The 20,250-nt window shown below is 57.6% G+C and carries 20 protein-coding genes; 5 read left to right on the forward strand and 15 right to left on the reverse strand.

Features of this window, described 5'->3' with window-relative positions:
• The first annotated feature begins 246 nt into the window (after window positions 1-246).
• Entirely contained in the window at window positions 247-3,459 is a 3,213-nt protein-coding gene (gene rne / locus EA797_RS10675) for a ribonuclease E (RefSeq protein ID WP_208644432.1), read from the forward strand.
• A gap of 188 nt (window positions 3,460-3,647) precedes the next feature.
• Here rne and murB read toward each other — a convergent pair whose 3' ends face one another.
• The 8 genes from murB to EA797_RS10715 all read right to left on the reverse strand — a co-directional run bounded on the left by murB (window position 3,648) and on the right by EA797_RS10715 (window position 10,483).
• Entirely contained in the window at window positions 3,648-4,667 is a 1,020-nt protein-coding gene (murB, locus tag EA797_RS10680; protein WP_122165178.1) for a UDP-N-acetylmuramate dehydrogenase, read from the reverse strand.
• Window positions 4,664-5,128, reverse strand: coding sequence for a low molecular weight protein-tyrosine-phosphatase (locus EA797_RS10685; protein ID WP_122165179.1), 465 nt, complete (start codon window positions 5,126-5,128; stop codon window positions 4,664-4,666). The genes murB and EA797_RS10685 overlap by 4 nt, the downstream gene beginning before the upstream one ends.
• Window positions 5,129-5,130: 2 nt before the next feature.
• Complete coding sequence (gene kdsB, locus EA797_RS10690; RefSeq protein ID WP_122165180.1) at window positions 5,131-5,895, reverse strand: 3-deoxy-manno-octulosonate cytidylyltransferase; 765 nt, start codon at window positions 5,893-5,895, stop codon at window positions 5,131-5,133.
• Window positions 5,892-6,077: a Trm112 family protein gene (locus EA797_RS10695; protein WP_122165181.1), complete on the reverse strand. Its 186-nt coding sequence runs from the start codon at window positions 6,075-6,077 to the stop codon at window positions 5,892-5,894. Before EA797_RS10695 ends, kdsB begins: the two co-directional genes overlap by 4 nt.
• Window positions 6,078-6,124: 47 nt before the next feature.
• Window positions 6,125-7,129 (reverse strand): tetraacyldisaccharide 4'-kinase, encoded by a 1,005-nt coding sequence (lpxK, locus tag EA797_RS10700; protein ID WP_122165182.1) that lies wholly within the window; start codon window positions 7,127-7,129, stop codon window positions 6,125-6,127.
• A complete protein-coding gene (locus tag EA797_RS10705) occupies window positions 7,129-7,557 on the reverse strand; it encodes an ExbD/TolR family protein (protein ID WP_122165183.1) in 429 nt (142 codons plus the stop codon). Before EA797_RS10705 ends, lpxK begins: the two co-directional genes overlap by 1 nt.
• On the reverse strand, window positions 7,554-8,186 hold the full coding sequence (locus EA797_RS10710) for a MotA/TolQ/ExbB proton channel family protein (protein ID WP_122165184.1): 633 nt from the start codon (window positions 8,184-8,186) through the stop codon (window positions 7,554-7,556). The genes EA797_RS10705 and EA797_RS10710 overlap by 4 nt, the downstream gene beginning before the upstream one ends.
• Before the next feature lie 71 nt (window positions 8,187-8,257).
• Window positions 8,258-10,483 carry a DNA internalization-related competence protein ComEC/Rec2 gene (locus tag EA797_RS10715; protein ID WP_208644433.1) on the reverse strand — a complete coding sequence of 742 codons (2,226 nt, stop codon included), beginning with the start codon at window positions 10,481-10,483 and terminating at the stop codon, window positions 8,258-8,260.
• A 179-nt stretch (window positions 10,484-10,662) separates the two neighbouring features.
• On the opposite strand from EA797_RS10715, the gene EA797_RS10720 reads away from it, so the two are divergent.
• Window positions 10,663-11,190 carry a DUF2062 domain-containing protein gene (locus EA797_RS10720; RefSeq protein ID WP_122165185.1) on the forward strand — a complete coding sequence of 176 codons (528 nt, stop codon included), beginning with the start codon at window positions 10,663-10,665 and terminating at the stop codon, window positions 11,188-11,190.
• Here EA797_RS10720 and EA797_RS10725 read toward each other — a convergent pair.
• From EA797_RS10725 to EA797_RS10735, 3 genes are read right to left on the reverse strand one after another with little or no spacing between them, the layout of a single operon-like run.
• A complete protein-coding gene (locus EA797_RS10725; protein ID WP_122165186.1) occupies window positions 11,181-12,428 on the reverse strand; it encodes a lipoprotein-releasing ABC transporter permease subunit in 1,248 nt (415 codons plus the stop codon). The genes EA797_RS10720 and EA797_RS10725 overlap by 10 nt on opposite strands.
• Window positions 12,428-13,126 (reverse strand): lipoprotein-releasing ABC transporter ATP-binding protein LolD, encoded by a 699-nt coding sequence (gene lolD, locus EA797_RS10730; RefSeq protein ID WP_122166244.1) that lies wholly within the window; start codon window positions 13,124-13,126, stop codon window positions 12,428-12,430. Before lolD ends, EA797_RS10725 begins: the two co-directional genes overlap by 1 nt.
• 7 nt (window positions 13,127-13,133) lie before the next feature.
• Complete coding sequence (locus tag EA797_RS10735) at window positions 13,134-14,381, reverse strand: lipoprotein-releasing ABC transporter permease subunit (RefSeq protein ID WP_122165187.1); 1,248 nt, start codon at window positions 14,379-14,381, stop codon at window positions 13,134-13,136.
• A 100-nt stretch (window positions 14,382-14,481) separates the two neighbouring features.
• On the opposite strand from EA797_RS10735, the gene EA797_RS10740 reads away from it, so the two are divergent.
• The 3 genes from EA797_RS10740 to EA797_RS10750 are packed head-to-tail and all read left to right on the forward strand — an operon-like array spanning window position 14,482 to window position 16,081.
• Window positions 14,482-15,054 carry a PilZ domain-containing protein gene (locus tag EA797_RS10740; RefSeq protein WP_122166246.1) on the forward strand — a complete coding sequence of 191 codons (573 nt, stop codon included), beginning with the start codon at window positions 14,482-14,484 and terminating at the stop codon, window positions 15,052-15,054.
• A 2-nt stretch (window positions 15,055-15,056) separates the two neighbouring features.
• Entirely contained in the window at window positions 15,057-15,362 is a 306-nt protein-coding gene (locus tag EA797_RS10745; protein WP_122165188.1) for a phosphodiesterase, read from the forward strand.
• The gene (locus EA797_RS10750) at window positions 15,359-16,081 is read left to right on the forward strand and encodes a glycerophosphodiester phosphodiesterase (protein ID WP_122165189.1); all 723 of its coding nucleotides are present in this window, start codon (window positions 15,359-15,361) and stop codon (window positions 16,079-16,081) included. The genes EA797_RS10745 and EA797_RS10750 overlap by 4 nt, the downstream gene beginning before the upstream one ends.
• Before the next feature lie 116 nt (window positions 16,082-16,197).
• Here EA797_RS10750 and sthA read toward each other — a convergent pair whose 3' ends face one another.
• The 4 genes from sthA to nqrF form a co-directional block, all read right to left on the reverse strand.
• Window positions 16,198-17,592, reverse strand: coding sequence for a Si-specific NAD(P)(+) transhydrogenase (gene sthA / locus EA797_RS10755; RefSeq protein ID WP_122165190.1), 1,395 nt, complete (start codon window positions 17,590-17,592; stop codon window positions 16,198-16,200).
• A gap of 166 nt (window positions 17,593-17,758) precedes the next feature.
• Window positions 17,759-17,989, reverse strand: coding sequence for a (Na+)-NQR maturation NqrM (gene nqrM / locus EA797_RS10760; protein ID WP_122165191.1), 231 nt, complete (start codon window positions 17,987-17,989; stop codon window positions 17,759-17,761).
• Window positions 17,986-19,011 (reverse strand): FAD:protein FMN transferase, encoded by a 1,026-nt coding sequence (locus EA797_RS10765; RefSeq protein ID WP_122165192.1) that lies wholly within the window; start codon window positions 19,009-19,011, stop codon window positions 17,986-17,988. The genes nqrM and EA797_RS10765 overlap by 4 nt, the downstream gene beginning before the upstream one ends.
• A 1-nt stretch (window position 19,012) precedes the next feature.
• Window positions 19,013-20,239, reverse strand: coding sequence for an NADH:ubiquinone reductase (Na(+)-transporting) subunit F (nqrF, locus tag EA797_RS10770; protein ID WP_208644448.1), 1,227 nt, complete (start codon window positions 20,237-20,239; stop codon window positions 19,013-19,015).
• Window positions 20,240-20,250: the final 11 nt, after the last annotated feature.

Consider the following 20,250-nt stretch of genomic DNA (forward strand, 5'->3'; position numbering starts at 1 on the left):
GGATTGCGTAGCAAAGGCTTTCATAGACGCTTCATTCCGTCCGCTACCGAGTGCTGATTCCTCCTCCCGAACCATTGCTTCTGTTCCGACAGAAAGCAGGAGACGTCGTCGCGACGCCGGCCCAACTGGCCTCACATCGCTGGACACTGGAGTGCCTTACAACCATTCCTGACTCACCTGACACCGACCGCGAGAGTCGTGTGTGCCGAATGCCGTTTCCGCTGCCTTGGAAACCGACGGTACTACATGAAAAGAATGCTAATTAACGCAACTCAGCCCGAAGAGTTGCGTGTCGCACTGGTCGATGGCCAGCGCCTGTTCGACCTCGATATCGAATCCGGTGCTCGCGAACAGAAAAAAGCCAACATCTATAAAGGCAAGATCACTCGCGTCGAGCCTAGCCTTGAAGCAGCTTTCGTTGACTTCGGCGCCGACCGCCACGGGTTCCTCCCCCTCAAGGAAATTTCCCGCGAATACTTCAAGAAATCACCGGAAGGCCGGGTAAACATCAAAGAAGTCCTGAGCGAAGGCCAGGAAGTCATTGTTCAGGTCGAAAAAGAAGAGCGCGGCAACAAGGGCGCTGCACTTACTACCTTTATCAGCCTTGCCGGCCGTTACCTGGTATTGATGCCTAACAACCCGCGAGCGGGTGGTATTTCCCGGCGTATAGAGGGCGAAGAGCGCAACGAATTGCGCGAAGCGTTGAACGGTCTGGACGTCCCCGCCGATATGGGCCTGATCGTGCGCACAGCTGGTCTAGGACGTTCAAGCGAAGAGATGCAGTGGGACCTGGACTATCTTCTGCAGCTGTGGACTGCCGTCAAGGAAGCCTCTCAGGACCGCCCTGCCCCATTCCTGATCTATCAGGAATCCAATGTCATCATCCGCGCCATTCGCGACTATCTGCGCCAGGACATCGGCGAAGTGCTGATAGACAGCGTAGAAGCCCAGGACGAAGCGCTTTCCTTCATCCAGCAGGTCATGCCGCAGTACGCCAGCAAGATCAAGCTGTACGAAGACAGCGTGCCACTGTTCAATCGCTTTCAGATCGAGAGCCAGATCGAAACCGCCTTTCAGCGCGAAGTGAAGCTGCCATCTGGCGGATCCATCGTGATCGACCCGACTGAGGCACTGGTGTCCATCGACATCAACTCCGCACGCGCTACCAAGGGTGGCGACATCGAAGAAACCGCCCTGCAGACTAACCTGGAAGCGGCTGAGGAAATCGCCCGCCAGTTACGGCTGCGCGACATTGGCGGCCTGATCGTAATCGACTTCATCGATATGACGCCGGCCAAGAACCAGCGCGCCGTCGAAGAAAAGGTCCGTGAAGCACTCGAAGCCGACCGCGCTCGGATCCAGGTAGGCCGTATTTCTCGCTTTGGCCTGCTGGAAATGTCCCGGCAGCGCCTGCGTCCCTCGCTTGGCGAGACCAGCGGCATTGTCTGCCCGCGCTGCAACGGCCAAGGCATTATTCGTGATGTCGAGTCGCTTTCGCTGGCCATTCTGCGTCTGATCGAGGAAGAAGCGCTGAAAGACCGCACCGCCGAAGTTCGCGCGCGAGTGCCTTTCCAGGTCGCAGCCTTCCTGCTCAACGAGAAACGTAACGCCATCACCAAGATCGAGCTGCGTACCCGCGCGCGTATCTTCATCCTGCCGGACGATCATCTGGAAACGCCGCATTTCGAAGTGCAACGTTTGCGCGACGACAGCCCTGAGATCATCGCAGGTCAGGCCAGCTACGAGATGAGCCCAACCGAGGTCGAGGAAGCTCAACCGGTGAGTTCGACCCGCACCCTCGTCCGCCAGGAAGCGGCAGTTAAAACCGCCCCACAGCGTACCGCACCAGCACCAGAACCCGCCGCAGCACCAGCAGAAACCGTAGCGCCCGTTGCTCAGGAGCCAAGCCTGTTCAAGGGTCTGGTCAAATCGCTGGTTGGTCTGTTTGCCGGAAAGCAGGAAACGCCCGCCGTCGAGGTGGAGAAGAAGCCCGCGGCGAGCAGCAAGCCACAGCGCAACGATGAACGCCGTAGCGGTCGCCAGCAAAACCGCCGCCGCGACTCTCGTGGAAACCGTGATGAAGAGCGCAAGCCTCGCGAAGAGCGCGCCACTCGTGAGGAGCGGCAACCTCGCGAAGAGCGCCAACCACGCCCTCCACGCGAGGAGCGCAAGCCTCGCGAAGCGCGCGAACCCCGCGAGACAGTAGAAGCCAGCGATACCTCATCGCAGCCACAGCCTCAGCCACGTCGCGATCGCGCGCCCCGCGAAGACCGTCAGCCTCGTGAAGAGCGCAAGCGTGAATTGCGCGCGCCGCTTGACGACGCCGGCCAGCCAGTCGCTCCTGCGGTAGCTAGCGAAGAAAACACCGAGCGCAAGCAACGCCCGCCGCGCGAAGAGCGCAAGCCGCGTGTTGAGCAACCCGAAGCCACGGATGAACTGCAGGCCGAAGTTGTCGAAGCCGGGCAGGATGACCAAGACTCGTCAGAAAGCGGTGATCGTCCACGTCGCCGCTCGCGTGGTCAGCGTCGTCGCAGCAACCGCCGCGATCGTCAGCGTGATGCCAATGGCAACGAGATCGATGGCGAGGCAGAGAGCAACACAGCTGAGGTCGCCGAAAGTAACGCACCGGTGAAGTCCGAACAGGTGGCCATTGCGGCTACTGCTGCTGCACTGGCGGCGAATACTGCTGATACTGACACTGCACCCTCTATCAATCAGCACGAGGTCGAAGCGGCTGCTGAAGCGACCAAAGCCGTCGAAGCAGAAGCAGCGGCGGAAGTTACAGAAGCTACTGAAGTAACGAAAGATAGCGCCAGTGAAGTCAACGCCAAGCCACTGGAGATGGTCGAAGTACCGGCTAGCAAGGCTGCAGATGCGGTAGAAGCGGACCCCACATCTATCTCTGCGCCGCTCGAAGTCAGTGATCCGGTAGTACCAGCAGCTGCTCCTGCCATTGAACAAGCACCATCAGCGGTATTTGCAGAACAGCAGCCTGAATCTACTGTTGTCGAGCCATCTGCCCCAGCTTTGACCTCTACCGGTCGCGCGCCTAATGACCCACGTGAAGTGCGTCGCCGTCGCCTTGAGCAGGAGCGCCTAGCCAAAGAAGCTGCCGAAGCGAAAGATGCAGCCGATCGATCTGCTATTGAAGCCGAGGTAAAAGCGCCAGCTCAAGCAGCAGAGGAAACGACAAGTCCTGAGATTGTGGTCTCGGGAACGACTGCGGACTTACCGGTTGAAATGCCGGATCAAACTTCCAGCAGTGCACTGCAAGTTAGCGAAGCCGATCAGCAAGCCGTACCGCCGATGGTGGAACCGAAAGCTGAGCTGGCTCCTGCCGCTGCAGATGCGTCAGAGGCAGTGTCGACGCAGTCTGGTAATGGATCCGATTCAGAAGCGGAAGGCGAAGCCGAGCCATCCCAGCAGAACGGGGATGACGGTGATAAGCGTCAGAACTGAAAGGTAAGGCGGTGAGAAAAAGGGATGCTTAGGCATCCCTTTTTTTGAGTTAACTTGAGTCAGAGCTAAATGCGCTTGCTCTTCTGCCAGCTTGAGCTGAGACGTGCTCGAGTGAGCATCCGGCAAGGCAGCGTACTTATTGGGCGATATCGGCGGTAGGCAGACCGGTGATTACAGCTGGACTTTGCCTAGAGAATGTTCGGCTCTACTTCAAGCTGCACACCGAAACGTTCGGCAATGTCAGCCTGGATCTCCCGGGCGAGCGCGAGAATCTGTCTGCCCGTAGCGTGACCGTAGTTAACCAGCACAAGTGCTTGCAACCCGTGAACACCGGCGTCGCCGTTGCGATATCCCTTCCAGCCCGCCTTCTCGATAAGCCAGCCGGCAGCCAGCTTGACCTGCCCATCATCCTGAGGAAACGCAACTAGATCCGCATAGCGCCTGCGCAAAGCCTCCGCGACTGATTCAGACACCACGGGGTTCTTGAAGAAACTACCGGCATTGCCCAAAATCTTGGGATCCGGCAGTTTTTCGCTACGAATAGCAGAGATGGCCCGGCTTACATCCATAGGTGTAGGTGACAGTATGGCGTGCTGCTGCAGCCACTGCCGGACCGGGCCATAATCGAGACGGAGATTGATGGAGCGCGTAAGAAGAAAGCGCACTCTGAGTATGATGAAGCGGCCAGCCTGACGCTTGAAAAGGCTTTCGCGATAGCCGAATTCGCACGCAGCAAGCTCGAAGTCGACAGTGCTTCCGGTCTCCCGATCGAGCGCAGTCAGTCCAGCGAACACATCCTTGATTTCGACACCATAAGCGCCCACGTTCTGAATCGGCGCGGCACCAACCGTACCAGGTATCAGACTAAGGTTTTCAAGCCCGCAAAGCCCAAGCTCGAGGCAATGCAATACGAAAGGGTGCCAGGGCTCACCTGCAGCCGCTTCCACCACGACCCGCTCACCATCGTCCTCAATGATCCGGATCCCAAGGGTCCCCATGCGCAACACCAGGGCATTCACGTCCCCAGTGATCACTAGATTACTGCCACCACCAAGGATCCACAGCGGCAAATTCAGCTGCCTGGACTCGGCAAGGGCTTCGATAACATCTTGATCGCTGTGTGCTTCAGCGAAGCGCGCAGCGCTGGCTTCGACCGCAAGCGTGTTGAACGGCTTGAGAGAGCGATTCAGCTCAATGGACAAACTCACAGGCGGCCTCTTATCTCATCGAGCAAAGCGTCAGAACCCTGCTCGATCAAATCAAGCACCTGCTCGAAACCGTCATCGCCACCGTAGTACGGGTCAGGTACAGCCCCCTTGCCAAGACCGTATCGCCGCAGGAACAGATCAAGCTCAGCCCGACAGCTCGTAGGTCTCAGGGTCTTCAGCCTATGGAGGTTATCTTGATCCATGGCCAGAATCAGATCGAAGCGTTGAAAATCATCAACCCTCACCTGCCGAGCTGTTAGTGCACTCAGATCATAGCCACGCGAAGCGGCCGATTGGCATGCACGCAAGTCAGGATTTTTACCAACATGCCAATCACCGGTACCCGCTGAATCGATGGTGACCCGACTCGCCAGCCCAGCATCCCGTACGTATTGGCGAAACACGGCTTCAGCGGTGGGCGATCGGCAGATGTTGCCCATACAGACAAACAAAACCTTCACGCTTAGACTCCGAGCAGCTTGCGAACACGTTCCAAATCATCGGAAGTATCGACCCCAGGCGGCGGCGCCTCGACCGCATCAGCAACATGTATGCGTACGCCATTCCATAATGCCCGCAACTGCTCCAGACACTCGGTGCTCTCCAGCCAGCATGGCCCCCACTTCACGAAGTCAGCAAGAAAACCGGCCCGATAGGCATAGATGCCAATATGGCGGCGATATGGAACGCCCAACGGCAGTGCAGCTTTATCACGGGCGAATTCATCGCGAGCCCAAGGCAGCGGAGCACGGCTGAATGTCAGCGCCAATCCATTGATGTCGCACAGTACTTTGACGACGTTCGGATTGAACAAAGCCTGCGGGTCTGTAAGTGGCTCAGCAAGCGTAGCGATGGCAGCTTCCGAATGGGATGCGAGGTTGTGCGCTACCTGGTTGATTACAGCTGGAGGAATCAGCGGCTCGTCGCCCTGGACATTTACCACGATAGCGTCATCCGCCAGCCCAAGTTTGGCAGCCACTTCAGCGAGACGATCCGTACCGGACTCGTGTTCGGCACGGGTCAACAGCACCTCCGCGCCGAAGCCCATGCAAGCGTCCTGTATGCGGCTGTCGTCCGTCGCGACCACCACCCGCTGCGCATCGCTTCTACAGGCCTTCTCCCAGACATGACGAATCATCGGCTTGCCGGCGATGTCTTGCAGCGGCTTGCCCGGCAGGCGACTTGACGCATAACGCGCAGGAATAACGACCGTGTAGGCAGTACTCATTTGTCCAGACGCTCATCCACATCAAGAGTGCGAGCTTCGCTTTCCAGCATTACCGGAATGCCATCTCTTACTGGAAAAGCCATGCCGTCGGCCTTGCAGATGAGTTCGGACTTGTCTTCGGCGAGCTTCAACGGGCCCTTGCAGAGCGGGCAGGCCAGAATATCTAGAAGTTTGGTATCCATGCGCAGTCCTTGGATGCAGCCGACTGCACCTGGCAGATCGAGCAGCTTTAGCGGTGTCCGGGTAGCAAACGGTCCAGCTGGGCATCGAACCAGGTTACGAACGCCGCAGAGGGCTCGACTTTCACCTGCAGATAGCTCCAGCCCGGCTGCGCGAATGCCCGGCATTTGACCGCATCCTTCTCGGTCATCACCAACGGTAACTCGGGGCTGAATCTCAGCTGCTCCAGGCTATAGCGGGCGTGGTCGGCGAAAGGATGCGGAACTGGGCGCCAGTGTAGCGCCTCGAGCGTAGTGAAGAAACGCTGTGGATTGCCTATCCCGGCGACGGCGTGCAGCTGCTGGCCCGGAGGATAGTAGTCAAGCGGCCAGCTCTGATTGCTTACCAGCTCTATCAGCCGTGAAGGCTTGAGGGCAAATGCATAGCCAGTGACCATGTCTTCTGATGCGCCATTGAAAAGCACGGCATCGACAGCTTCCAGACGCTCCACTGGTTCACGTAAGGGCCCGGCCGGCAAACAACGCCCGTTGCCCAAGCCACGAGCTGCATCAATCAGCACCAGTTCCAGATCACGGGCCAACCGATAATGCTGCAAGCCATCATCCGAGAGAATGAGATCGACGGCTTCATGCTTGAGCATCTCGCGCACCGCACGTGAGCGATCCGGGTCGATAACAAGCGGCACGTTTGTGCGTTGAGAAATCAGAAGCGGCTCGTCTCCAGCCTCTGCTGCGGACTGCTCAGGCGATACGCGCCATGGATACGAGGGGGGCGTGGCGCCATATCCGCGACTTACCACGCCGACACTCAGTCCGCGACTGCGGCAGTGCTCGATCAGCCATAGGATGAGAGGGGTTTTTCCAGTACCGCCAACCGTGATGTTGCCCACCACAACCACAGGCACCGAGGCTCGATACGAATCAGCAGTGCCCTTGAGAAACCTGTTCCGCTTGGCGATCACTACCCGCCGATAGATAGCCTCCAGCGGGCCAAGTAAAGCCAGCGCCGGATGCCCTTCATACCAGGCCTGCTGGAGACGGTCGGCGAAGGACATCAGGGCTCCGGCTGGGCCTCGACGGTAGTGATGCGCAACTGTGCGAAACCAAGCTTCCCGGCAGCATCCATCGCGGTGATGACAGCCTGATGAGGCGTCTTACCATCAGCGCTGATGATCATCGGCAGGCTAGTGTCTCCGCCGGACTCCTTGCTGAGCGCTGCCATGAGGGTACTGAGGTCATGCTTGATCAATGTCTTGCCATTGAGCGTGAAGCTCCCGTCGACATCGATAACCACCTCCAGCTGCTTGTTAACAGCATCTTGAGGGGGGGTTCCGCTGGCTGCTTCAGGTAGATCCACCTGCAACTGGGTTTCGCGGGTGAATGTTGTGGTCACCACAAAGAACAGCAATAGGATGAAGACCACGTCGATCAAAGGAGCCAGACCGATGTCGACATTTTCCCGCGCCTTGCGTCGGAACTTCACGCCTTGCCCTCACCCAGATCGACGTCACGGTCACCCTGCACCACCTCGACCAGCTTGATTGCTTCTTGCTCCATGCCAACGACCAGCTCTTCGACGCGACGTAGCAGGAAGCGATGGAAGAACAGCGCGGGGATGCCGACCATCAGGCCAGCAGCTGTGGTGATCAGCGCCTTGGAAATACCGGCAGCGAGCAGCGGCGCATTGGCCATGCCAGATCCCATAAAGGCACTGAAGATCTCGATCATCCCGAGCACTGTACCCAACAGCCCAAGCAGCGGAGCGATGCCAGCAATCGTACCCAGCGCATTGAGGTAACGCTCGAGATCATGGACGACACGTGCAGCCGCTTCCTCTATGCACTCCTTCATGATTTCTCGACCATGTTTGGAGTTGGCCAGGCCTGCCGCAAGGATCTCGCCAAGTGGCGAGTCTGCGCGCAGCTCCTTGAGCTTTTGGTTGCTGAGCTTCTTATCCTTGATCCACTTCCACACTTGGCCAAGCAGATGCTGAGGCGTCACGCGGCTAGGACGTAATGTCCACAGTCGTTCGGCGATGATGCCAGCGGCCGCGATGGAACACAGGATGATTGGCAGCATTATCCAGCCGCCTGATTTGACCAGCTCCCACACGAGATGAATCCCCCTCGAAAAAGTGGCGCCACTCTAGCATAGGGCCGGCAGACCGCCGACGGCCCCGGTTCTCATTTTTCCCGCCAGAATCGCCGTTTGGCGCGCAATCCCTGAACAGTGCCGAAACTGCCCAACCGGATCAACATCGCGCCTTGCTCTGCCGTGTCGTGGACCTGTGCTCCAGACGCACGCAGACGCGCTACGACCTCCGGATGCGGATGCCCAAATGCGTTGTGCATGCCACGTGATACAAGCGCACCCTCAGCTCCTGTTGCTTCGATAAAAGCGCTGGAAGAAGAGCTGCGACTGCCATGATGCGGCACCAGCAACCAACGCACATTTATAGGCATTTCGCTTGCCATCAACGCATGCTCCGCTTGCACGTCAATGTCACCTGTCAGCAGCATCCGCTCACCCTTCGCTTCGATCAGCAGCACGCAAGACAACTGGTTGCCGTTACGAGCCATCGGCCACTGCCAAAGCATGAAACTGACCCCATTCCACTCCCAACGCTCACCGGAACGGCAGGGTCCCACGCCCTTCAGCCGAGGCAATCTTTCCGGCTCACCGCTTATCACTCGAGCGGGTGGCATCTGTCTTTGAATGGATAATGCGCCGCCAGCATGATCACTGTCGGCATGACTGAGGAGCATCAGATCAAGCCGACTTAGGCCCAACGACCGCATTGACGGAAAGACAACTCGCTCGCCAATGTCAAAATCGCCGTAGCGTGGACCCGCGTCGTAGAGCAACGCGTGTTCGCGTGTGCGGACCAATACTGACAGCCCCTGCCCGACGTCGAAGACCCATATCTGCGCGAGCCCTTCCGCAGGCCCGCTCGACGGTGGAAATACCAATGGCGCAAGAAACACTACCCCAAGGGCGCGAAACGGCACCCCGGCAGGCAGCAGAATAATGAAGACACCCAGCGCGACCAGCGCCCAGCCCCAGAGTGGTAGAGACGCCGGTAGCCAAGCGGGCTGCCAGCCGGCAAACCACTGCAGCGTGCTGAAGAGAAATTCCAGCAAGCCGCCAGCGATCCAGAGCAAAGGTTCACCGATCGCTGGAAGCCATAGCAACGAAGTGCCCAATAGCGACAGCGGAACGATGACTGCACTCACAAGCGGCACGGCGAACAGGTTGACTAGCGGCCCGCTTATGCTTACCGGTAGTCCCAGCGCCAGCAGAATCGGCAGAAGTCCGAGCGCCATGCTCCATTGTGCGCGCCCCAAGGCGCGCCAAGCGCTCACGCTGCCGAGCCGTCCACGGAATATAAGAACGAGCAAGGCCACGGCCAGAAATGACAACCAGAATCCGGATTGCAACCCCACAAGTGGGTCGAGCAGCAGAACTGCAACCAGCGCGATGAGAAACGGCAGCCAGACACCCAAATGCCGAAACCGCAAGCGCCATACAAGCACCAGCCCGACCATGACCAGCGCCCTTTGGACAGGCACCTCAAATCCCGCCAGCCAGCCGTAAGCAAGCGCACCTAGGAGCGCTAGGGCACATGCAAAAGGAAGCCATGACAATCGATGAGGCCAAAGCCCCCACCGCGCCAGCAGCGCAACCAGCCCGTAGAGCAAGCCAGCCAGCATCCCTACGTGTTGGCCAGAGATCACCATGAGATGCACCGTTCCGGTGTCCTGCAAGACTCGCCAGTCGGATGACGACAGGCCGCTGTCATCCCCCACCACGAGGGCAGCTACGGCACCTGAACGTCCCTGTGCATCGATCATCATCAAGCGTTGCCGCAAGCGGTCCCGCCACGTTTCTCCCTCGCCCGTCTGAGACATCCGCTCACCAGCCTTGACGGTGCCACTGGCGCCTATCCTTCGTGCCAGTAGCCAGGCTTCATAATCGAAGGAATGAGGATTGACCAGGCCCCGTGGGCGCTTCAGCTTGGCAGCCAGCCTCCATCGTTCTCCCGCATTGATGGCAGGGCCGTCATACCAGGCAAGCCGCAATCTGGAGGGAAGTCCGCTGTGCCGAGACGAAACCTCGGTCAGCTCGAAGCGCACCACGCCATCGCGAGTATCAGGCAGGCCAATTACACGTCCTTCCAGCCAGAAAGTCCGGCCATCCATGTCTTGTCCAAGCCGATCCGTCAACGCCCATTGCGCTGAAAGGCAGGCCCAGCCGACGCCGACCAGAAAGCAGCCGAGCAACCGGCAGCGCGACGGCAATATCGTGATACCCACCAGACAGATGAGTACTGAAACCCACACCGGAGGCAGTTGCGGAAGGAAGCGCAGCAGTAAAAGGCCAGCTGCAAGCGCCAGCAACGCTGTACGCATGTGATCTCCTGGATTCCATTCCAGCGACCGGCCACCAGATACAAACGGATACCGAGTCGCCGCGGGTTAGCTAACGTCCTGTCAGCCCTCACAGTGTAGAATTGATGTCACAAACACCGCTCAGCGCCGGGTCTCGTTTCGAGCATAATCGGCGCGCTTCAGCCCGCCAGAGAATCTTCATGCCGCGTCGTTTATTCAAACGCTACATGCCGCACCCTGATCGTCTAAAGGCGCACAAGTCTTTGCGGTTTCTCGGCACCCTGACACACGACCCGAATCTTCTACATCTCAACCGACATTCAGTCTCCAGGGCAATGTCCATCGGCTTGTTCTGGGCGATGATCCCGATGCCGATGCAGATGCTGGCAGCAGCGCTGTTCGCTATTCCGGCACGAGCCAACTTGCCTATTGCTGTAGGTTTGGTCTGGCTGACCAACCCACTGACGATGCCAGCGGTGTTTTATTGCAACTACAAGGTTGGCGCCTGGTTGATGGACACCCCGGTATCGCCGATGCCGATGGAGCTGAGTCTTGCCTGGGTACGCCAGATGCTCAACAGTCATTGGCAGCCGCTGTTTCTGGGCTCTTTCGTAGTGGGCGTCGTCGTCGCCATACTCGGCTATATCGCCACCCAGAGCTACTGGCGCTGGTGGGTCAGCCGTAGTTGGCGCAAGCGGCGAATGGATCGCCGCTCCAGTCACTCATAGCGAAGCGCTTCGGCCGGCTGAGTCTGCGCTGCACGCCAGGCAGGATAGAGAGTCGCCAGAAAGCTCAGCACCAACGCAGCCATAGTCACCAGCAGGACATCCTCCAGACGCAGCTCAGACGGCAAAGTACTGATGAAATAAACGTCTGAACTGAAAATGTGCTGGCCTGTGACTTTTTCAAGCCAGGACACGAGCGCGCTGACATTGAGAGCTCCGAGCACACCTAACACCGTCCCTATCAGTGTGCCAGTCAGGCCGATGATGCTGCCTTGGACCATGAAGATCGCCATGATCTGTCGAGGCGTCATCCCAAGAGTTCTAAGAATGGCGATGTCTGCGCGCTTGTCAGCCACGACCATGATCAGCGTTGCAATGATATTGAATGCTGCAACCGCCACGATCAGCAAAAGAAGTAGACCAATCATGGTCTTCTCCATTTTCATCGCGCTGAAGAGGCTCCCCTGAGTGAGCGACCAATCCTCAGCGCGATAGCCACTTCCAAGCTCTGCCGCGAGCTCTGCCGCAACTTCCGGCGCCCGGTATAGATCCGCCAGGCGAACTCTTACGCCCTCGACCTGATCCGGCTGCCACCGAAGAATGCGCGCAGCATCCGCGCGGTGAATCATCGCCAGACTACCGTCCAGCTCAGCGCCAACTTTGAATACGCCGACCACGTTTAAGCGCTGCATCTTGGGAGTGATCCCACCAGGCGCGTCACTGAGCTCAGGAACAATGAGTGTGAGGTTGTCGCCCAGTTTCAGGCCGAAGCGACGTGCTGTCATCAGACCGAGGATGACCCCTGACTCGCCAGGTCGAAGGTCACCAATCTTGCCGGCGATCATTTTGGAACCAAGGATCGAAACCCGCTCTTCTGCCCCTGGATCAATCCCTTTGATCTCGATGGGCTGCATCGAACCCTTGAACGAAAGCATTCCTTCAAGCTGGGTGATCGGTGCTGCGCCAAGCACTCCGGAATGACCTTCAAGCTTTTCAGCCAGTGTCTGCCAATCCGCTACAGGCTGCCCGTCACCCGCTATCACCGCATGCGGAACCATGCCGAGAATGCGGTTGCTCATCTCGCGCTGAAAACCATTCATAACCGACAGCACCATGATCATCGCCAACACGCCCAGAGACAGGCCAATCATCGACGTCAGAGAGATGAAAGAGATGAAGTGATTGCGACGCTTGGCACGCGTGTAGCGACTACCAATGAAGATGCTGAGCGGCCTGAACATCAGCCTGCCACCAATCGGCCGTCTTCCAGGCGCAGAATGTGATCCATCTGCCCTGCCAGCTGCGGATCATGGGTGACAACAAGGAACGCCGTGCGCAAGGAGCTGCTCAGCTCCAGCATCAAATCCTGAATGCCCTGAGCGGTATGGTGATCAAGGTTGCCGGTGGGCTCGTCGAGTAACACCAGTGCTGGACGATTGGCCAATGCGCGAGCGATTGCCACGCGCTGACGCTCCCCTCCTGACAATTCCGACGGCTTATGCGCCAGCCGGTGGCCCAGGCCCACCCGCTGCAACAGCTCAGTGGCCCGCTTGCGCGCCTCCGGTATCGACACCTTGCCAATCAGCAAGGGCATGCAAACGTTTTCCAAGGCCGTGAACTCGGGCAGGAGGTGATGAAACTGATAGACAAAGCCGAGCGCGCGATTACGCAATAGACCGCGGTCCTTTTCGCTGAGCGCTGAGAGTTCTTCTCCTGCCAGCCAGACACTGCCCTCGCTCGGCGTATCAAGACCGCCCAGCAGATTGAGCAAGGTACTTTTGCCGGAGCCGGAGCTGCCGACGATGGCGACCCGCTGTCCGGGGAACAACTCCAGCTGCAGGCCGGCCAAGACGCTGACCGATTCGGGTCCCTGTTCGTAGCGCTTGCCCAGGTTGCGGCAGCTCAGTACCGCTGCATCCTTCGTAGAACTTTCATTCATAACCAGCTCACTCATATCGTAACGCCTCGGCCGGTTGGGTCCGAGCCGCACGCCACGCAGGATAAAGGGTGGCGAAAAAACTCAGCACGAGCGCCGCTGCACACACTTGAACCACATCGGCGGCTAACAGACGGGACGGCAGATAATCTATGAAATAGACGTCTGCATTTAGAAACTTATGCCCGATCAAGCGCTCCAGGGCCGCGATCCAGCTACTCACATTCAGTGCAGCCAAGATGCCAAGCACGGCGCCCACCAAGGTGCCTACGACGCCGATCACGGTTCCCTGCACCATGAAGATCGCCATGATCTGCTTAGGCGTCGCGCCCAAAGTGCGAAGGATGGCGATGTCCCCTCGCTTGTCGGTAACAACCATGACCAGCGTTGAAATGATATTGAAGGCGGCCACCGCAACGATCAGCAGCAGCAAGAGGCCGATCATGGCTTTTTCCATACGGATCGCCTGGTAGAGATTGCCGTGCGTGCGGGTCCAGTCTCGGGAATAGAAACCCTCACCCAGCTGACCTGCCAGCTCCCAAGCGATGCGCGGTGCCTGAAACAAATCCTCGAAACGCAGCCGCACGCCTTGAACCTGATCCGGCTTCCAACGGTGCAAACGCGCAAGATCCGAAATATTGGTCATTGCCACGTAACCATCGATTTCCCCTGCGCCGACATGAAATATCCCGCGCACGGTAAAGCGCTTCATGCGTGGGAACACGCCAGCCGGCGTGACAGTGACCTCGGGCGCCACGAAGGTGATCTTGTCACCGACGCCCACGCCTAGCTTGTCGGCCGCCTTATCGCCGATGACGATGCCGAACTCTCCGGGCTGTAGATCCTGCAAGGAGCCATCACGGAAAAACCGAGCGATGATGGATACGTCTGATTCGACGTCTGGATCAACCGCATTGATCAGGATTTTGGTCACTTGCCCGCGATGGGTAAGCAGCCCTTGCATCTGGATAAAAGGCGCTACTGCGTCCACCTGCGGGTGCTCCACCAGGCGCTCGCCCAGTGCCGGCCAGTCATCGATAGGCGTCGGGCTTTCGATGGTGGCGTGCGGAACCATGCCCAGCACGCGAGTGCGCATTTCATGGTCGAAGCCATTCATGACCGACAGCACGACGATCATCACCAGAACGCCTAAGGCGAGCCCAATCATGGAGGTGAAGGATATGAAGGAGACGAAGAGGCTGCGGCGTCTGGCGCGTGTGTAGCGCGCCCCGATATATACGGACAACGGTCTGAACATAAATCGTTGGGTTCGCTTTCGCTGGCAGGAATTAACAAGCTGAATGACGTTGCCAGGCGGCCTGATACACTCAAGCCATCACTGCAGCCCAGGGATCGACATGCCCACTGAAGACACCGAAGATCGCCGCGAATACTATCGTATCGAGGACATGATCGCACTGGAAATCCTGCCGCCGGAATACGCCGAAACAGTCTCCGATTGCAACTCGACACAACACTTCGATCTGCTGGCCGAGCTCCATCAACTCGATTTCGAAGCTCAGCATCTACTGCGTCAGATCGCTGAAGGCAATCGCACGCTCGCAAACTACTTGAAAGTGCAAAACAAGCGCATCGATCTGATCGGGCAGGCGCTGGTACAGGATCGATTGAAAGACCTTGGCCCACCCCGTGAGGTGATTCTCTCTGAAGGAGGGGTCAGTTTCTTGAACGATCACTCGCTTGACGAGGGCTCGATCTGGACGCTAAAGCTGATGCTGATGCCACTAGGCCTGGGCATGATGCTGGAGGCGCGCATCGCGACATGCCAAGCGCTGGAAGATGGCAGGTACGCCATTGGTACATCCTTCGAAGCGTTGACTGATGCACAACGGCAACTGCTGGCACGGCATATCCTGCAAAAACAGGCTACAGAAAGACGCCTGGCTCGAGAAAGCCTGCAGGAACCTTGATCATGTACCGAACGCTTATCCCAGTATTGTCTATGGCGCTCTGCTTCTCAGCATACGCCGACACCATCCGTGTTCCCGTTGGGCAGCAGGGACCAGATCAACTGTCCATGCCCAGCCGAGGGGACTCGAAGAACATCGTACTTGATCGCTTCGGCCTAGCTGATGAAGAGCGCCCGCCCGTCGGTCATCCGCCCATCACACGTTGGGATTACCGTTACTTTTCGGTTTACTTCGAAGGTGACCGCGTCATCAATAGCGTGCAGCATCATCAACGCATCGCACCACCACAGCGAGATACACAACCGTGACCTTGATATACGGCCACAGGGGTGCCAAGGGCGAAGCCCCGGAGAATACCCTAGTAGGTTTTCAGCAATGCCTGACGCATGGCGTGCGCCGGTGCGAACTGGATCTGCATCTTTCCAAAGACGGCGAGCTGATGGTCATCCATGATCCGACCCTCAAACGTACAACCGGGCGACGCGGGAAGGTAGTCGAACAAGATGCAGAGGACCTGATCCATTATGACGCCCGCCAGGGTGGACCGGGCTGGAAACATCCCTGCCCAATCCCGAGGCTTTCAGAGCTGTTTGAAAAGTGCGACTTCGATCATTGGCAGCTGGAAGTCAAAAGTGCATCGAGAGTTCGGGCAGCACGCACGGTCCTGGCCATAAGAGAACTGGCCGAGCATCATGGACTGCTGGAAAGAATCACCGTGACATCCGGGTCACGAGAAGTTTTACGGGCATTGAAGCGGCTGACACCTGAACTGTCCTGCGGCCTGGTAGCCGAGTACGCCTGGCTCGACCCACTCAAGGTCGCAAAGCAGTACGGTTGCGATCTGTTGGCCTTGAAATGGACGCTTTGTACCCCGGAGCGGATCGCAAAGGCCCGCCAGCAAGGTCTTCACGTTTCGGTCTGGACGGTCAACGAGCCTGCGTTGATGCGCAGATTGGCCGATTTCGGCGTCGACAGTTTGATTACAGACTACCCCGGGCTCGCTGTCACAACGCTGCGCAATGGATGAAAAGCGAAGCGACCATCAGACGCCCCGCTCCACCTGATTTCAAAAGCTCTCCCGATTCGGCCAACGCCAGTCACGAGTATCCTCTCCGACCGGCTCAGGCCACCGGTCGGAGGCGCTCAAAAAAGCCGGTTTAGCCCATCGAACGCAGCGACGCGGTAGGCCTCGGCCATCGTCGGATAGTTGAACGTAGTATTGATGAAATACTTGATCGTATTAGCCTCGCCGGGCTGATTCATGATCGCCTGACCAATGTGTACGATCTCCGACGCCTGATAGCCGAAGCAGTGGACACCTAGTACCGCCATAGTCTCACGATGGAACAGGATCTTCAGCATGCCTACCGGCTCTGCCGAAATCTGCGCCCGCGCCATGCTTTTGAAGAAGGCCTTGCCCACTTCGTAAGGAATCTTCGCCTCGGTAAGTTCTCGTTCGGTCTTGCCGATCGAACTGATCTCCGGAATGGTGTAGATACCCGTAGGCACATCGTCGACAAATCGCCAGCTGTCATTCTCGACGATGCTACCCGCTGCCGACCGTCCCTGGTCATATGCCGCGCTGGCCAGCGAAGGCCAGCCGATCACATCACCAGCGGCATAGATGTTCCCCACCTCGGTGCGGTAATGCTCATCGACTTTGATCTGTCCGCGACTGTTGACCTTCAGCCCAATGTTTTCCAGTGCAAGCTTATCGGTATTGCCGGTTCGGCCATTACACCAAAGGAACGCATCCGCCTTGATCTTCTTTCCGGACTTCAGATGCAGAATGACACCGTTGTCCACCCCTTGAACGCGCTCGTACTCCTCGTTATGGCGGATTAGCACGTTGTTATTACGCAGGTGGTAACTCAGCGCGTCCGAAATCTCGTCGTCAAGGAAGCTTAGCAACTGATCGCGGTTGTCGATCAGATCGACCAGCACACCCAAGCCACTAAAGATCGAGGCGTACTCGGAACCGATTACACCGGCACCGTAAATGATCAGACGGCGCGGGGTATGGCTGAGCGTCAGGATGGTGTCGCTGTCGTATATACGAGGATGAGAAAAATCGACGTCCGCGGGACGATAAGGGCGAGAGCCAGTAGCGATGATGAACTGGTTAGCGACCAGTGTTTCCACCATGCCGTTGGTATTCACTACCTCGACGGTTTGTTCATCTGCAAAACTGGCGGTGCCAAAGAAAAGATCGATCCGGTTGCGGGCGTAGTAGCCGGTGCGCGAGGTGACCTGCTTTCCGATAACGCTCTCAGCACTTTTGAGTACGTCAGGAAATGAAAACCAGCGCGGCTCGCCGATCTGGCGGAACAGCGGGTTGGTGTTGTACTGCATGATCTGGCGCACCGAGTGACGCAGCGCCTTTGAAGGGATGGTACCCAGGTGAGTTGAATTGCCTCCCACATGCGGCCGGCTATCTACCACGGCAACCTTGCGTCCGGCCTTGACCGCGTTCATTGCCGCGCCCTCGCCAGCAGGCCCTGAGCCCAATATCACAACATCGTAATTGTAGACAGCCATATTCACCCCTGAACATGCAGCAGGCAGCCCTGCCGCTGTTAACAAATTAGGTCGACTGGCAGCAGTGATTACTGGCTGCCGCCCAAGTCATAGCGCTGATGAATGCATCAACGCGAAGTGCAGCCTCGATGATTTACGTCGCAACCAATAGCCCGTGCATCTCGGGTCAGCGTTTGGTTGCGTCGTACGCCAGTTCCGAATCCGCTTCCTCGCTGGCCTGTGCGTTGACTTCATCGCACTTCTCACGGCTACCGCCGCAGATCGAGCATTCTTTTTCGATGCCCAGATTGGCAATACCGCCACAAGATCCAGCGATGGGCTTACGTCCCATGATCACGCCTATGGACATGCCGAACACAACCAACAACATCACAAGAAAAACAATCAACCAGGTCATTGCTCTGCTCCTCCACCAAAAAGCTCATCAAAGGCTTCAGTGCTTTTGCTTAGAAATTCCTGTCCTTCGCGGATAACGAAGAACGCCGCGATGTTCCGCTCTGTCGCATAGGCCAACCCCCGCTCCGGACCCATAACCATGAGCACAGTAGACAACCCGTCTGCACGTAAAGTCGAGGGATCGACGACCGTGACCGCCGCCAGATGGTGATTGATCGGCGCTCCGGTCTGCGGGTCAAGCGTATGCGAGTAACGAATGCCGTCACGTTCGAAATAGTTGCGGTAATCGCCTGAGGTCGAAACAGCCAGGCCATCCAGCTCGACAATGCGCTGTGCGACTCGCTCGTTATCCTTGGGTGCTTCGATAGCGATCCGCCACGAAGCCCCATCCGGCTTCAGCCCCCTCGCCTTGAGTTCGCCGGTTATCTCTACGAGATAACTGCTGACACCCGCCGACTCGAGCATGGCTGCTACCCGATCCACCGCATAGCCAGCTGCAATACTGTTGAAATCGACCTGGACGGCTCTTTCTTTGCAGAGCTGTTCGCCGGAAACCTTCAAATAACGATGGCCGACATCTTCGCGGGCAGCCGCAATTTCATCAGCCGTTGGCACTCGCTCACCTTTTCCTTGAGGGCCAAAGCCCCAAAGATTCAATAGCGGTTCTATCGTCAAGTCGAATGCGCCGTTGCTTTCGTCTGAAAGCTGCTGACCGGCCAAGACCAACTCGCGCACACCCTCGGGCATGGCCATGCATTCGCCCGCGGGCAATGCATTGAATATCTCGATGTCCGAATCGGATCGGTAGGTTGATAACTGCTTGTCGATATCTGCAAGGATCGACTCAGTGTCACGCCAAAGCTGCGCCTTATCGGCAGCGCCGCTACCGGCGACATATTTCACCGTGTAGGTACTACCCATGGTCGGCCCGACGAAACTTTCTATCTTGTCCTGAAACAGACAGCCCGTCAGGGCTGCCGCCAAGGCGGCAACGATGACGGGCTGAAGTAACGCGCGAATCATACTAACCGCCGAAGTCGTCGAGCAGAATGTTCTCTGGTTCAACACCAAGATCGGTAAGCATCTTGATCACCGACGCGTTCATCATCGGCGGGCCGCACATGTAGAACTCACAGTCCTCAGGAGCGGGATGGTCCTTCAGATAGTTCTCGTACAGCACATTGTGGATGAATCCAGTCGGGCCATCCCAGTTGTCTTCAGGCTGCGGATCGGACAACGCCAAATGCCATTTGAAATTTTCGTTCTCGGCCTGCAGCTGGTCATACTCCTCAACGTAAAAGGCTTCACGCATTGAACGAGCGCCATACCAAAAGCTCATCTTGCGGGTCGATTTCAAACGCTTGAGCTGGTCGAAAATGTGCGAGCGCATGGGTGCCATGCCGGCACCGCCGCCGATGAAGACCATTTCGGCATCGGTGTCCTTGGCGAAAAACTCACCGAAGGGTCCATAGACCGTCACTTTGTCGCCCGGCTTGAGGCTGAATACCCAGGATGACATTTTGCCTGGCGGCAAATCGTCCTTGCCTGGCGGTGGTGATGCGATACGGATGTTGAACTTCACCAAGCCAACTTCTTCTGGGTAGTTCGCCATCGAGTAAGCACGGATGACCGTTTCATCTACCTTGGAAACATATTTCCACTGGTTGAATTTGTCCCAGTCGCCGCGATATTCCTCCTGAATGTCGAAGTCCTTGTAGCGGACTTCGTGCGGCGGACACTCCAATTGGACGTAACCACCAGCACGGAAATCAACGTTCTCACCCTCTGGTAGCTTGAGAGTGAGTTCCTTGATGAAGGTCGCCACGTTCGGGTTGGAAAGGACCGTGCATTCCCACTTCTTCACACCGAAGACTTCTTCCGGCACTTCAATTTTCATGTCCGCCTTGACCGGGGTCTGGCAGGACAAACGCCAGCCTTCGCCAGCCTCACGACGGGTGAAATGGGACTCTTCCGTCGGCAGCATCTCACCGCCGCCGCTTTCGACCACACACTTGCACTGAGCGCAGGTGCCACCGCCGCCGCAAGCTGACGACAGGAAGATGTTATTTGCAGCCAGCGTTTGCAGAAGCTTGCCGCCGGCGGGGACAGTAATAGTGCGTTCGCCGTTGATCTCGATGTTCACGTCACCGCTGGAAACCAGCTTGGCGCGCGCCGCGAGGATGATCACCACCAGTGCAAGCACGATGGCAGTGAACATGCCGATGGCGAGGAATATTTCGTAACTCATCAGTTCATCCCGTC

Source organism: Stutzerimonas zhaodongensis (genome assembly GCF_003696365.1).
Taxonomy (GTDB): Bacteria; Pseudomonadota; Gammaproteobacteria; order Pseudomonadales; family Pseudomonadaceae; genus Stutzerimonas; species Stutzerimonas zhaodongensis.